This window comes from Paenibacillus artemisiicola (assembly GCF_017652985.1).
GTDB lineage: Bacteria > Bacillota > Bacilli > Paenibacillales > Paenibacillaceae > Paenibacillus_Z > Paenibacillus_Z artemisiicola.
Genome location: NZ_JAGGDJ010000084.1, coordinates 1 through 13,145 on the forward strand (window position 1 = coordinate 1; position 13,145 = coordinate 13,145).

11 protein-coding genes, 1 pseudogene and 1 riboswitch are annotated in these 13,145 nt (G+C 68.4%); of the genes and pseudogenes, 3 read left to right on the forward strand and 9 right to left on the reverse strand.

Going from position 1 to position 13,145, the window contains the following annotated elements; all coding sequences use genetic code 11:
* Positions 1-131 precede the first annotated feature (131 nt).
* From thiE to I8J29_RS32625, 7 genes and pseudogenes are all read right to left on the reverse strand, one after another.
* A pseudogene (gene thiE / locus I8J29_RS32595) lies at positions 132-725 on the reverse strand (thiamine phosphate synthase); the annotation flags it as partial.
* A 55-nt stretch (positions 726-780) separates the two neighbouring features.
* The gene (thiD, locus tag I8J29_RS32600) at positions 781-1,605 is read right to left on the reverse strand and encodes a bifunctional hydroxymethylpyrimidine kinase/phosphomethylpyrimidine kinase (RefSeq protein ID WP_208851432.1); all 825 of its coding nucleotides are present in this window, start codon (positions 1,603-1,605) and stop codon (positions 781-783) included.
* Positions 1,606-1,669: 64 nt separating this feature from the next.
* A complete protein-coding gene (gene thiM, locus I8J29_RS32605) occupies positions 1,670-2,470 on the reverse strand; it encodes a hydroxyethylthiazole kinase (RefSeq protein WP_208851433.1) in 801 nt (266 codons plus the stop codon).
* A gap of 44 nt (positions 2,471-2,514) precedes the next feature.
* Complete coding sequence (locus I8J29_RS32610) at positions 2,515-3,582, reverse strand: ABC transporter substrate-binding protein (protein ID WP_208851434.1); 1,068 nt, start codon at positions 3,580-3,582, stop codon at positions 2,515-2,517.
* The gene (locus I8J29_RS32615) at positions 3,579-4,373 is read right to left on the reverse strand and encodes an ABC transporter permease (protein ID WP_208851435.1); all 795 of its coding nucleotides are present in this window, start codon (positions 4,371-4,373) and stop codon (positions 3,579-3,581) included. Before I8J29_RS32615 ends, I8J29_RS32610 begins: the two co-directional genes overlap by 4 nt.
* Entirely contained in the window at positions 4,348-5,124 is a 777-nt protein-coding gene (locus tag I8J29_RS32620; RefSeq protein ID WP_208851436.1) for an ABC transporter ATP-binding protein, read from the reverse strand. Before I8J29_RS32620 ends, I8J29_RS32615 begins: the two co-directional genes overlap by 26 nt.
* A gap of 97 nt (positions 5,125-5,221) precedes the next feature.
* Positions 5,222-5,326: riboswitch (TPP riboswitch) on the reverse strand.
* A 256-nt stretch (positions 5,327-5,582) separates the two neighbouring features.
* On the reverse strand, positions 5,583-6,581 hold the full coding sequence (locus I8J29_RS32625; protein ID WP_208851437.1) for a globin-coupled sensor protein: 999 nt from the start codon (positions 6,579-6,581) through the stop codon (positions 5,583-5,585).
* A gap of 238 nt (positions 6,582-6,819) precedes the next feature.
* On the opposite strand from I8J29_RS32625, the gene hmpA reads away from it, so the two are divergent.
* The gene (gene hmpA / locus I8J29_RS32630; RefSeq protein ID WP_208851438.1) at positions 6,820-8,037 is read left to right on the forward strand and encodes an NO-inducible flavohemoprotein; all 1,218 of its coding nucleotides are present in this window, start codon (positions 6,820-6,822) and stop codon (positions 8,035-8,037) included.
* A gap of 89 nt (positions 8,038-8,126) precedes the next feature.
* On the opposite strand, the gene I8J29_RS32635 is transcribed toward hmpA, so the two are convergent.
* Positions 8,127-8,642 (reverse strand): Crp/Fnr family transcriptional regulator, encoded by a 516-nt coding sequence (locus tag I8J29_RS32635; RefSeq protein WP_208851439.1) that lies wholly within the window; start codon positions 8,640-8,642, stop codon positions 8,127-8,129.
* A gap of 205 nt (positions 8,643-8,847) precedes the next feature.
* On the opposite strand from I8J29_RS32635, the gene I8J29_RS32640 reads away from it, so the two are divergent.
* Positions 8,848-9,729 carry a hypothetical protein gene (locus I8J29_RS32640; protein WP_208851440.1) on the forward strand — a complete coding sequence of 294 codons (882 nt, stop codon included), beginning with the start codon at positions 8,848-8,850 and terminating at the stop codon, positions 9,727-9,729.
* Positions 9,730-10,072: 343 nt separating this feature from the next.
* Complete coding sequence (locus I8J29_RS32645) at positions 10,073-11,854, forward strand: methyl-accepting chemotaxis protein (protein ID WP_208851441.1); 1,782 nt, start codon at positions 10,073-10,075, stop codon at positions 11,852-11,854.
* Between the two features lie 244 nt (positions 11,855-12,098).
* On the opposite strand, the gene sigJ is transcribed toward I8J29_RS32645, so the two are convergent.
* Entirely contained in the window at positions 12,099-13,022 is a 924-nt protein-coding gene (gene sigJ / locus I8J29_RS32650) for an RNA polymerase sigma factor SigJ (protein WP_208851442.1), read from the reverse strand.
* Positions 13,023-13,145: the final 123 nt, after the last annotated feature.

Genomic DNA, 13,145 nt, shown 5'->3' on the forward strand with positions numbered 1-13,145 from the left:
CCCCCCCCCCCCCCCCCCCCTCCCGCCCCCCCCTCGCCCCCCCCGTCCCTTTCACCAAGCGGAAGAAGGCGTTGAGGGGGGGAGAGCGGTCCCGGGCTCTCCCTCTGCCCCCCCGACCCCCGCGCGGCGGCTTCCGCCAGCCGCCGGGCGGCCTCCGCCGGCGACGGCGCGAGCGCGATCGCCGAGATGACGGAGACGCCGTCGGCGCCGGCGGCGAGGACCGAGGCGGCATTCGCGGGCGTGATGCCGCCGATGCCGACCAGCGGCGCCGCGATGCCGGCCGCGCGAAGCTCCTCGAGCAGCCGCGTGCCCTGCGGCGCCTTGGCGTCGGGCTTCGAGCCGGTCGGGAACACCGGCCCGATGCCCAAGTAATCGGCGCCGTCGGCCAGCGCCCGGCGCGCCTCGTCCGCGGTGTGGGCGGACACGCCGACGATCGCGCCGGGGCCGAGCCGCGCCCGGATGGACGCGGCCGGCTCGTCGTCCTGCCCGACGTGGATGCCGTCGGCCCCGAGCACCGCCGCCAGGCCGGCGTCGTCGTTCACGATGAACGGCACGCCGCGCGCCCGGCATAGCGCCTGCAGCCGCTTCCCCAGCGCCAGCATGGCGTCGCCCGCGAGCGCGCCCGGCCCTTTCTCGCGGTACTGGAAGCAGGTGACGCCGCCGTCGATCGCGTCCGCGAGCAGCTCGGCCGGGTCCGTCCCGGGCGGGCAATTCGGGCTGCCCATGATGAGGTAGACGCCTAGCGCGCGGCGGACCGCTTCCTCCGCGGGACGGCGAACGTTACCGGGCACGCGCTTCGCTCCGCATCCGCCGCCGGTAAGCAAAATGGTTCGTCGGCCCGTGGCCCTCCCCGAACCCGAGCTCGTCCTCGATCGCCGCCTGGATGAACGCTTTCGCCATCTCCATCGCGTCCTCGACCGCGAAACCGCGGGCGAGCGCGGCCGTCAGCGCGGCGGAATACGTGCAGCCCGTCCCGTGCGTGTGACGGGTGTCGATCCGCTTGCTCTCCAGATAGCGGAACGTCCGGCCGTCGTAGAGCAGGTCGACCATCGGCTCATGCCGCGCGCCATGGCCGCCCTTGATGAGCGCGTACCGCGATCCCATCTCCACGATCGTCTTCGCGGCGATTTCGCGCTCCTGCAGGCTCGTGATTTGCAGGCCGGTCAGCATCTCGGCCTCGGGAATATTCGGCGTCGTCACGAGCGCGAGCGGCAGCAGCCGCGTCACGAGCGCGTCGACCGCCTCGCGGAGCAGCAGCCGCGAGCCGCCCTTGGCGACCATGACGGGGTCAATGACGAGGTTCCGCCAGCCGTACTCGCGCGCCTTGTCCGCGACCGTACCGATGATGGACGAGCTGAACAGCATCCCCGTCTTGACCGCGTCCGGGGGCAAATCCGCGCCGACCGCGTCCAGCTGCGCGGCGACGGCCGCGGGCTCGAGCGGGTAGACGCCGTGAACGCCGAGCGTGTTCTGCGCCGTGACCGCCGTCAGCGCGGACATGCCGTAGACGCCGAGCTCCTGAAACGTCTTCAGGTCGGCTTGAATGCCCGCGCCGCCGCCGCTGTCCGAGCCGGCGATCGTGAGCGCCTTATTAATGGTCGTCATCGTGATTCCTCCTTTAGCGTTTCGTGTTCGCAAGCCCGCAACTATCTTTCATCGCGCGCTCGGCTTAAGCCAGCTTCTCGATAGCGGCCATCTCCCGCAGCTCGGCGGAAGTGACCAGCGCCAGCCGGTTCAGGAACTCGACCTGGAAGCTGCCCGGTCCGCGGCCTTCCGTCGCCGCGAACGCCAGCTCCGCCGCCGCGCCGTAGAACGCCAGCGCTTCGGCGGCCGCTTCGAGCCGCGCCGCGCCGTCGCCGGCGACGGCCAGGAAAGCGCCGATGACGGAGCCGAGCAGGCAGCCCGCGCCCGTCACCTGCGTCAGGATCGGATGGCCGCCATGGACGACGTACGTCGTCTCGCCGTCCGTGACGACGTCGTCCTTGCCCGTGATGACGACGAGGCAGCCGAGCCGCTTCGCGGCCCGCACGGCCAGCGCCGCGACATCCCCGTCGCCCGCGCCGGCATCGACGCCCTTGATCGCCCAGCTCTCGCCGACGACGTTGGCGACTTCGGCCACGTTGCCGCGCAGCGCGCTCAGCCGCACCTCGCGGACGATTCGCCGCGCCGTCTCCGTCCGATAGGGCGTCGCGCCCGCGCCGACGGGATCGAACACGACGGGCACGCCGTGCGCGTTCGCCGACCGGCCCGCGAGCAGAATCGACTCCACCACGGCGGCGTCCGGCGTGCCCATGTTCAGGAGCACGGCGCCGGAGATCTTCGCGACGTCCGCGACCTCCTCGCGGGCGTACGCCATGATGGGCGAGGCGCCGAGGGCGAGCAGGCCGTTGGCGGTGAAGTTCGTCACCACCCAGTTGGTGATGTTATGCACGAGCGGCTTGCGCTCGCGGACTTGATCGAGATAGGACATGGTCGATTCCTCCTGGTCGGTTGAAGTCGTTTATCTTGTCGATCTTATTCGGTCAAATTGACGAACGCGTCCGCGGCCTTGACGTCCGAACCGAGCAAGCCGTTGTCCGCGAGCCAGGCGTTCACGCGGTCCCAAGATGCGGGATCCTGCGCGCCGAAGGGCGCGTCCTTGTCCGTCATGAGCGGCAGCAGAATGTCCAGGCTCTTCGCCTCGATAGCCGGGTCGAGCGGGGAGCCGCCGTCCTCGTGGGCGAGCAGCGTCTTCAGCGCGTCGTCCGGATGCGCTTCGACGTAGCGCTGGCCTTCGGCCGCGGCTTGCACGAACTTGGCGAACAGGTCCCGCTTCGCCTTCAGGCCGTCGTCGCTCGCGGCCAGCACGAGCTCGTAATAGTCCGGCACGCCGTAGGCGGCGGGGTCCAGCGAGTCGACGGGATGGCCGTCTTTGTCCAGGATCAGCTGCTCGTGATTGATGAAGCCGCCGATGATGGCGTCGACCTTCCCCGTGGAGATCGCCGGGATCAGATCGTACCCGACGTCGACCAGCTTCGCGGCGTCCGGATCGCCGCCGTCCTGCTTGATCATGGTGCGCGCCATCGCCTCGTAGAGGGGGATGGACGAGAAGCCGATCGTTTTTCCGGCGAGGTCCTTCGGCGACCGCGCGCCGCCCCCCGCCGGCACCATCAGATGGTTGAGCGGATGGCGCACGATGGCGGCGATCGATTTCACGGGGATATGCTCTCCGCGGGCCATCAGCACCTGCGGCTGGTACGTGAGCGCGAGGTCGACCTTGCCGGCCGCGACGAGCTTCAGGGCGTCGTTCGTGTCGGCGGGCATGCGGATGTCGACGTCGAGGCCGGCTTTCGCGAAATACCCCTGCGCCTCGGCGGCGTACAGGAAGGAATGGACCGCGTTGGGATACCAGTCCAGCATGAGCGAGATTTTTTGCGTCGGCGCGTTGCCGCCCGCTTGTTCGCTAGCGCCGGCATTCGCGGCATTGCCGGCATTGCCGGCGTTCGGGGCCGCGCCGCCGCCCGGCGACGAGCCGCAGCCGCCCAGCGCGAGCAGCGCCGCGGCGATGAGCATCGGGAAGGCGAATAAGAATGGCTTTCTCATGAGTAATCCTTCTTTCTCTTGCGAAGCAGGATGGTTTCGAGCAGCGCGACGGCGAGGAAGAACGCGACGCCGAGCGCCGACAGCAGGAAGACCGCCGCGAACATCGCGTCCGTCTGCAGGCCGCCGGACATGCGGCGGCTGAAATAGCCGAGCCCTTCGGTGCCCCCGAGCCATTCGCCGATCGTCGCGCCGACGACGCTGTAGACGACGGACAGCTTGAGGGCGGAGAAGAACGACGGCAGCGCGAGCGGCGCCTGCACCTTGCGGAAAATCGCCCAGCGGCCCGCGCCCATCGTCAGCAGCAGCTCGCGGTAGCCGGCGTCGCCCCGGCCGAGGCCGTCGTACGTGCCGACGACGATCGGGAAGAACGCGGTCAGGAATACCACCACGACCTTGCTCCAGATCGCGTATCCGAACCACAGGATGAACACGGGGGACAGCGCGATGAGCGGAATCGTCTGGCTGAAGACGATGAACGGGTAGAGCGCTTTGTTCAACCAGCGGTACCGGCGCATCAGCGCCGCGAGCAGCGCGCCCCCGGCGACCGAGAGCAGGAAGCCGAGGGCGGCCTCCGACGCCGTGGCGGCCAGATGGCGGCCGAGCAGCGGGCCGGCATCGCGGCCGAGCGCGCCGGCGATCGCGGTCGGGGCCGGCAGGATGAAGAACGGCACCCAGCCGAGCCGCACGGCGCATTCCCAGCCGGCGAGCAGCGCGAGCAGGAGGAGCGCGAACAGGCCGTACTGCCCGAGCAGCGCCGACAGCGGGTCACGGAACGGCCGTCGTCTGTTCATCCAGCAGCAGCTCCAATTCCCGCCGGAGCTTCACGAAGCCCGGCTCGTATTTGAGGCTTGCGTCCCGCGGCCGAGGCAGGCCGGGGCGCAGCTCCAGCAGGCCGTCCCCGCTGCCGGCCGCGGGCATCAGATAGACGCGGTCGCTCAGCAGAAGCGCCTCCTCGAGGTCGTGCGTGATGAACAGGACGCTCTTGTCAAGGCCGCCCCAGAGCCCGAGCAGCCAGCGGTGCAGCTCCCGCTTGGTCATGGCGTCGAGCGCGCCGAACGGCTCGTCGAGCAGCAGCAGCGGGCGCCCCGTCATGACCGTGCGCAGCAGCGCGACCCGCTGCCGCATGCCGCCGGACAGCTCGGCGGGGTAGGCGCGCTCCTTTCCTTCCAGCCCGAAGCGCGCGAGCAGCCGCCGGACCTCGGCGGCGCCGTCCTTCGGGCGTCCCCGCGGCGCCAGCTCGAGCGGCAGCAGGCAGTTGTCCATCACGGTGCGCCACGGGAGCAGCAGGTCCCGCTGCGGCATGTAGCCGACGCTTCCGAGCCGGCGGGCGGCGCGATCCCCGTAGAGCGCGATCTCCCCGGAAGCCGGCTCGAGCAGGCCGGCGATCAGCTTGAAGAGCGTGCTCTTGCCGGAGCCGCTCGCGCCGACGACGGAGACGAATTCGCCCTCCGCCACGTGCATCGACAAGCCCGCGAACAGCCGGTCGCCTTCTCCGGCGCCGTAGGCGAACGAAATCTCGCGCAGCGATAAAACGGTCTTCATGCGGGCATCCTCCTTTCGGGCGCATACGAAAAAACCCGCCGATTCCTCCGGAAAGGAATGGGCGGGTCCGCGAAACAAACGCCAAGCGCGTCGTCGTTCGGAATTCCATTCACTTCCCTACGCTGGCATCACCCAGATCAGGTTCCAAGGGTCCGCGGATTCGGCTCCGCGTCTCAGTCATCAGACTCCCCTAGCGAATAAAACGGGTATTCGGTTGCTCCTACTATAGCACAACGCGGGGCGGCGTGAAAAGAACGTCCGTCCGCGCGGCCGCGCGGGCGGCGGCCCGACAGGTTCGGGAGCGTCGAGGATGCGGCCACTGCCGGCCAAGCGCGGCAGGGTCAGGGGCGCGGCGGAATCGGCCTTCGACCAGGCGAGGCACCCGACCAAGCGCGGCTTGGCCCGGGCGCGGCCCGGCCGACGGATTCCCGTCTGCGGCGGCCCGATTCGCCGATCCGCTACCGGATGCCCTCGAGCTCCAGCGTGATCGTCTCGATCATCTGCACGAAGGACGTCAGCTCCTGCGAGCTGGCCGCCTGGTGGCGCGCGAGCTGCGAGGTCCGCTCGGCGTCCGTCATGACGTCGCCCATGACGCCGGTGATCTCCCGCAGCTTCTCCCGGACCGCGGCGAGCGATTCCTTGGAGTGGCTGGCCAGCTTGCGGATCTCGTTCGCGACGACGCCGAACCCGCGTCCGTGCTCCGCCGCGTGCGCCGCTTCGATGGCGGCGTTGATGCCGAGCAGCTGGCTCTGGTCGGAAATCTCCTGCAGCAGCGAGCCGATGCCGTCGATTTCGCCGATTTTGGCCTGCAGCCCGCGCACTCTCGCGTTCGCCTGGTCCTGGATGTCCGCCGTATGGCTGGCCGACGCCGCGACGGACTGGCTGCTGCCGCCGAGCTCCACGATCATCGCCGACAGGTCCTGGACGATGCGGCTGATCGTTGTCAGCGTGTGCTGCCGCGCGTCGGACAGCTTCTGGATCTTCGCCTTCTCGTCCTGTTCGTACGCCTCGAGCACGAGCTGGGAGTCGAGGTTGAACATCTTGGACAGCGCGAGCACGATGGTCATCCACGCATCCGGCGCGATGCGCCGGAAGTGCTGCACGGCCGCGTCGAGGTACAGCATGTACGTGCCGAGGTACCAGTCGGTCGTCAGCCCGATGCGCGAGTGGATGCTGCCGATGAGGATGCGGCGGTCGATGAACGCCTGGTCGATGACGCCGTCCGTCAGCGACAGGAAGTACCAGCGCTGCGTCTCCTTCAACCGGTCGAGCGTGCTGTGCCGGTCGATGATCGCCTTCATCTCCGGATTGGCGGCGACCTGCTCGTACAGCCGGTCGACGACTTCGTTCGTGATCCGCTCGAAGAGCGGGCGGACGCTTTTCAAATACGCGAGGTCCTGCTCCGTAATGCCGGTATACTTGATCTGTTTCATGCGCGTGTCGTTCACTTGGATCATCGCTGCGGTCTCCCTTGGCCTGTGAGGTGGATGCGGTCATGCCTTTCCTTCTATGTCGACAAAACCGGCCGGTTCCTTTACAAAAAGGTAAAAATCGCGCGTCCGGCGAAGTAGGAGGATTTATCCGGGATCGTCACACATTCTTCTCAAACGCTGTGATTGCAATCACAAGGCGGGGTTCCGCGCAGCCGTATACTGAAACCATGAAAACAAAGCCACACGAAAGCGGGGATGCAACATGCTGAAGCAAGAAACGATCGACATCATCAAATCGACGGTGCCCGTGCTGGAGGTGCACGGCACGGCGATCACGAAGCGCTTCTACCAGCGGCTGTTCGAGGCCCATCCGGAGCTGCTCAATATTTTCAACCACGCCAACCAAAAGCAAGGCCGGCAGCAGACGGCGCTCGCGAACGCGGTCTACGCGGCGGCGGCCAACATCGACAAGCTGGAGGCGATCCTGCCGGTCGTGAAGGGCATCGCGCACAAGCACCGCAGCCTCGGCGTGAAGCCGGAGCATTACCCGATCGTCGGGGAGCATCTGCTCGGCGCGATCAAAGAAGTGCTCGGCGACGCCGCGACCGACGACATCATCGGCGCTTGGGCGGAGGCATACGGCGTGATCGCGGGCGCGTTCATCGGCGTGGAAGCGGAGATGTACAAGCAAGCGGAGACGCAGCCCGGCGGCTGGGAGGGCTTCCGGCCGTTCAGGGTGTCGCGGAAGGAGCGGGAGAGCGAGGTCATCACGTCGTTCTACCTCGTGCCGGCGGACGGCGGCGCGATCGCGGCGTTCGAGCCCGGCCAGTACGTCAGCGTGAAGCTGGACATTCCGGGCGAGGACCGGACGCATATCCGCCAGTACAGCCTGTCGGGCTCGCCGGGGGCGGGGCATTACCGGATTTCGGTGAAGCGGGAAAATACGGTGCCGGGGCTGCCGGCGGGCCGCGTATCGGTGTACTTGCACGAGGAGATTCAGGAAGGCGACGTGCTGCCGCTGTCGGCGCCGGCGGGCGATTTCACGCTGGACCAAGGCGATTCGCGTCCGGTCGTGCTCATCAGCGGCGGCGTCGGCCTGACGCCGATGGTCAGCATGCTGCGCACGCTGGCGGAGACGCAGCCGGAGCGCAAGGTGACGTTCATCCACGCGGCGCGTCACGGCGGCATGCACGCGCTGCGGGACGAGGTCGAGCAAATCGTGGGCGAGCACCCGGCCTTCTCGGCGCACTGGGTCTACGGGACGCCGACGGATAAAGACCGGGAAGCGGGGGTATTCCATAAAGAGGGGTATCTCGATCTGGCGTTCCTGCAACAAACCGTGGGGACGACCGACGCCGGCTTCTACTTCTGCGGACCGACGCCGTTCATGCGGACGGTGAACCAGGCGCTGAAGGAATGGGGCATCGCGGCGGAAGACATCCATTTCGAGTTCTTCGGTCCGGCGGGCGCGCTGGACTGAGGCGGAGCGACGGAAGCGGCCGCCTGGCGGGACGCGGGCGGCAGCCGGGCTGCGGTCCGGCCGGGGGCGGCTGCCGCGCGGGGGCAAGCCTAACGGGGCTGCGTCTCCGCCCGCTGCGCCCGGAGCAGCCGGTTGACGGTTTCCCGGCGCAGGCCGATCAGCTGGCCGATCTCGTCCTGCGTCAGCACCTCCGTCAGGGCGGCCGGCTCGATGTAGAGGCGGAACCACGCCTGCAGCTTGCGGAGCTTGTTGGCGGGCGCCACCTGCGTCAGCTGGTCGATGCGCTGCTGCATCATGCGCAGCCGGTCCTGCAGCAGCAGGGCGATCTCCCGGCACCGCGCGGGCTCGTCCTCCAGCTGCCGGTACCAGTCCGGCGCGGAGATGACCTCCGCCTCCGACGGCATGAGCGCGACGGCCGTGCCGAAGTACGGATTCGGGCTGATGAGCGAATGATGGGGAATGATTTCGCCCGGCGTGATGATGTTGACGAGGAACGGCGTGCCGTCCGCGTGGACGCGCATGATTTTGAGCAAGCCGCTGCGCAAGTGGAAGAGGGGGCCGGTTTCCCCTTGGCGGAACAGGATCTCGCCTTTGTTGAGCTGCATGGCCGCAAAGCACCTCCTTGCCTGCCGTAAGCCCGCGGCGTACGGCGGCGGCTTTCGTCAGTATACCAAAAAACGAGCCGCGCCACTCCGTCCCTCCGCGGGACGGGGTTTTTTGCGTCCGGCGCGCGTCCGGCCGGCAGGAAAGGCGGCGCTCCGCGCGGAATCGTTGGAGGAAGGAGAGAGCCAAGCGAAGGAGGAGCGATTCATGCACGAGGACATTGTACTGCGGGGCGGCCGGCTGGCCGTCGCGATCAAGCATCCCGCCGCGGTGGGCGGCGCCCGGTTCGACCGGACCGGATTCGTCACGGAGGCGACGCTGGACGGCAGGCATACGTTCGGCGCCTATGAAATTCCGCACGTATGGGACCCGTCGAAGGGGGCGGGGCTCTGCGGCGAATTCGGCAATCAGCGGATGCTCGGCTACGACGAGGCGAAGCCGGGGGAGTGGTTTCCGAAGCTGGGCGTCGGGCTGCTCCGGCGCGAGTCGGACGAAGGCTACCGGTTCATGAAGGCGTACGAGGTGCGGCCTTACCGCGTCGACGTGATCCGGGAGGACGAGAGCCGCGTGCTGTTCGACGCGCATCCCGAGCCGTGCCTCGGCTTCGCGGCGCGCTATCGCAAGCGGCTCGCGATCGAGGGGAACGCGCTGCGCGCGGACTACGAGCTGACCAATGTCGGGGAACGGATCATCGCCACCAACGAGTACGCGCATAATTTCATCTGCATCGACGGGCATACGGTCGGGCCGGACTATTCGCTGGTCTTCCGCGGGGAGTGCCAGCCCGCGTTCGCGGTTCACGTAGGCGACATCCGGGCGGAGGGCGGCCGGCTGGCGTGGGGCAGCGTGCCGGATCGGGATTTCTACGGCCGCATGGCGCCGGGCGGGGACGGCGGCGCGCTGCCGGACGGCTGGACGCTGGAGCACCGGCCTTCGGGCGTGCGGGTTTCCGAAGCGTGCGGCTTCCGGACGGAGCTGATCGCCGTCTGGGGCATGGCGCATAACGTATCGCCGGAAATGTTCGCGCCCGTCCAGGCTGCGCCAGGCGAGACGGCAACGTGGTCGCGGACGTATACGTTCGAGGCGTAACGCGGGGCGGCAGACGCGCTTCCGGCCGGGGTACGCGGCAACAGCCGCGGCGAGAGCGGCTAAAAGCGCAATTTAACGGCAACCAAAGCCGTTCGTTCAAGCCGCAGCCGGAGTCAACCGGCCGCGGCTTGTTCGGCATGGTCCGTACCGATCGGCGCGATCGTTCGGCGCGCTGGCGGGCAGGTCCGGCGCCTTTGCCCGCGGCCGCTGCGGGCCGAAGCCCGGAATCGGCGAAAATCGGCCGTTTTCGACAAATTTTTTTGGCATAATTGACCAATATTTTAGAATCCGGTATCGTTCGTTTAGTAGACATTCGACCTATATCCGGAGGTGCTTTCGAACTATGTCCTTCTCGCAGCCAATCAAGCGCGGCCCGTCCGCGGTCGGCTATTTCCGATCCTTGGCGTTCCGCATTTCGTTTATTGCCGGGACTTGTTATTTGGCCTTGTGCGTCGTGCTGACGACGGTGTCTTATTTTCAGCAGAAGCAGCATGTGATGGACGAGCTCGTGGCGCTCGAAAACATGTTCCATTCCCCGCTCATGCTCGAGCTGGACGAAATCGGGACGGCGAAGACGGAGCTGAAGAAAAACGTGGAGGCGTATAAGACGGTTCCCGCCGTCGTGCGGGTGCAGGAGGAAATGGACCGCGCCGCCGCATCCGAGCTGGTGGAGAACGCGTATCTTTTCTACCCCGAATGGACCCGGGAGGACGGCCGGCCCGCGCTCCTGAACCTGCTCTCGAACGCGAACCTGTACGCGGACGAGAAGCCGGCGGAGCCGTACGTGCCGGTCGAGACGCTGCGCCGGGCGCTGAAGGCGTCGGAGCTGGAAGGCGTCAGCCGGACGGGCGCGTACGCGGACAGTCTGGGCACGTGGATCAGCGTCGTCAGCGCGATCAAGGACCCGAAGGGCAACCTGATCGCCTACGCGGGGCTCGACTTCAATTACGGGTTCATCACGAAGACGCTGAAGCGCGACTTGTACCGCAGCTCCCTCATCGGACTGCTGGCGGCGATCGCGGGCATCGCCGTCATCTCCTTGTCGGTGCGCGCGTTCCTGCGTCCGCTGCGGTTGATCGGCGCCCAGGCGGAGCGGGCGGCCGGGGGCGACCTGACCGGCACGCTCGACATCCGCTCGCGCAACGAAATCGGTTCGCTCGCGGCGCATTTCAATCACATGACCGGCAATTTGCGCGCGCTCATCGAGCATCTCGGCGAATCGTCGCGGCAGGTGGCCGCGGCCGCCGAGACGCTGCAGTCGGGCGCGCACGCGTCGGCGGAATCGTCGCGGTCGATCTCCGGCGCGATGGAGCGGCTGACGGGGCACTCGTCCCGCCAGTACCACGGCACGCAGGAGAGCAGCCGGGCGATGGAGGAGATGGCCGCCGGCATCGGCCGGGTGGCGGAGTCGGCGGGCAGCGCGTCGGACGCCTCGAACGCGGCGCGGCGGAGCGCGGGCGAGGGCAGCTCGCAGATGCAAGGCAGCATGCGGCAGATCATCGGCGTCGTCGAGACGGTTCAAGGGGCGGTCGCGGCGATGGACCGGCTGCGGGGCATGTCCGAGGAGATCGGCCAAGTGACGTCGATGATCGCGTCCGTGACGCAGCAGACGAATCTGTTGGCGCTGAACGCCTCCATCGAGGCGGCGCGCGCCGGCGAGCACGGCCGGGGCTTCGCGGTCGTCTCCGGCGAGATCCGGAAGCTGGCCGAGCAGTCCAAGACGTCCGCCGAGCGCATCGCGGAGCTGATCGAACGGGTGCAGCAGGAGACCCGGGGCGCCGTGGCCGCGATCGACCGCGGCTTGAGCGAGGTGACGGCGATGCGGCAGGCGGCGGAAGAGACCGGAGCGATGTTCCTGGACTTGTCCGGCTCCGTGCGGGAGGTGGCGGACCAGCTGCTGGACGTCTACGCCGTCTCCGAGCAAATGTCGGCCAGCTCCGAGGAGGTCTCGGCGTCCATCGCCGAGCTGGCGGAGCTGTCGCGGCAGACGACGGAGCTGGCCGGGACGATCACGGAAGCGGCGGCCACCCAGAAGGGCGCCATGGCGCAGGTATCCCGCACCGCCGACGGGCTCGGGGCCATCTCGGGCGAGCTGCGGCAGGCGGTGACGCGGTTCAAGGTGTAGGCCGGGCGGGCAATCGGGGTTGTCCCCTTTGCCCGCAATTGGCAGTTGGCAAGCGGCACGCGGCACGCGGCACGCGGCAAAAAAGCCGGATCCTCGGATCCGGCTTTTTTGCTTGGGCGGCGCGGTTCCCGCCGTGCGCGTATTCGGCGGGCGGTGTCGCGCGGGAAGCCTCGCGTCCCTCCGCGTGCCGGCCGCGCCTGTCGCGCCGGCTTTGCCGGAGCCGCGGCGCAGCGGGCGAAGCGGCTTATCGAACCCGCGCGAGCTTGTCGGGATTGACGAGAATGTAGACCTCCGCGATCCGGTCCCGCTCGACGCGGAACGAGACGACGCCGGACACGCCGCCGTCCGCCGCGTACGTGACGAGGCCGAGCTCGCCGCCGACGAGGGCGGGCTTGGCGGAGTGGCCGGGCTCCAGCTTCCGCAGCACCCCTTCGAGGAAGCCGGCGACGCGGGCCGCGCCGACAATCGGCCGGACGGCCGCGTGCACCTTGCCGCCGCCGTCGGACAGAAGGGCCGCGTCGCGCGACAGCACGTTCAGCAGCCGGCCGATATCGCCGCTCGCCAGCGCCGCCGCGAACTGTTCGACGAGCGCCTGGTGGCCGGGCAAGCCCGGGCTCGGCGCCTTCGGTTCGTCCTCGGGATGAATGGCGCGCCGCGCCCGGTGGAAGATCTGCCGGCAGTTCACGGCGCTCTTGCCGACGATGGCGGCGATCTCGTCGTAGTCGTACTGCAGCACCTCGCGGAGCAGGAAGACCGCGCGCTCCGTCCACGAGAGCTGCTGCAGGAGCAGCAGATACGCCGTCGACACCGCTTCGTGGCGGGCGTAAGCCTGATACGGGTCGATGCCGATGCCCCCGGCCGTCCCGGCGCCGGCGCCGCCGGCATCCGGCCAATCGGCGACGAGCGGCTCCGGCAGCCATGGGCCGACGTAGAGCTCGCGCTGCTTTTGCGACGAACGCAGCCGGTCGATGCAGCGGTTCGTGACCGTTTTGCACAGGTATGCCTTCACGTTGGCGACATGGCCCGGCTCCGTGCCCTGGAGGGAGAGGAACGCCTCGTGGACGATGTCCTCCGCGTCCATGACGCTGCCGAGCATGCGATAGGCCAGCGAGAACAGCAGCGATTTGTACGATGCGTACAGCTCTTCCGTGAGGATGTTGGTTTCCATGGCAATGCCTCCTTAGAAGTCCGCGCTTCGGCGCGGCCGCCTTCGCGGTGCGGGCATCGGGGCGAGGCGGCGGGCCGCAGGCGGCCGTTACGCGCGGCCGGCGAGCGCCGGGCCGGCCGAGGC

Excerpts from the sequence above, each read along its gene's own strand:
- sigJ (WP_208851442.1), bottom strand. The coding sequence starts at position 13,022 with ATGGAAACCAACATCCTCACGGAAGAGCTGTACGCATCGTACAAATCG.
- thiM (WP_208851433.1), bottom strand. The coding sequence starts at position 2,470 with ATGTCCTATCTCGATCAAGTCCGCGAGCGCAAGCCGCTCGTGCATAAC.
- hmpA (WP_208851438.1), top strand. The coding sequence starts at position 6,820 with ATGCTGAAGCAAGAAACGATCGACATCATCAAATCGACGGTGCCCGTG.
- I8J29_RS32620 (WP_208851436.1), bottom strand. The coding sequence starts at position 5,124 with ATGAAGACCGTTTTATCGCTGCGCGAGATTTCGTTCGCCTACGGCGCC.
- I8J29_RS32640 (WP_208851440.1), top strand. The coding sequence starts at position 8,848 with ATGCACGAGGACATTGTACTGCGGGGCGGCCGGCTGGCCGTCGCGATC.
- I8J29_RS32610 (WP_208851434.1), bottom strand. The coding sequence starts at position 3,582 with ATGAGAAAGCCATTCTTATTCGCCTTCCCGATGCTCATCGCCGCGGCG.
- I8J29_RS32635 (WP_208851439.1), bottom strand. The coding sequence starts at position 8,642 with ATGCAGCTCAACAAAGGCGAGATCCTGTTCCGCCAAGGGGAAACCGGC.
- thiD (WP_208851432.1), bottom strand. The coding sequence starts at position 1,605 with ATGACGACCATTAATAAGGCGCTCACGATCGCCGGCTCGGACAGCGGC.
- I8J29_RS32615 (WP_208851435.1), bottom strand. The coding sequence starts at position 4,373 with ATGAACAGACGACGGCCGTTCCGTGACCCGCTGTCGGCGCTGCTCGGG.
- I8J29_RS32645 (WP_208851441.1), top strand. The coding sequence starts at position 10,073 with ATGTCCTTCTCGCAGCCAATCAAGCGCGGCCCGTCCGCGGTCGGCTAT.
- I8J29_RS32625 (WP_208851437.1), bottom strand. The coding sequence starts at position 6,581 with ATGATCCAAGTGAACGACACGCGCATGAAACAGATCAAGTATACCGGC.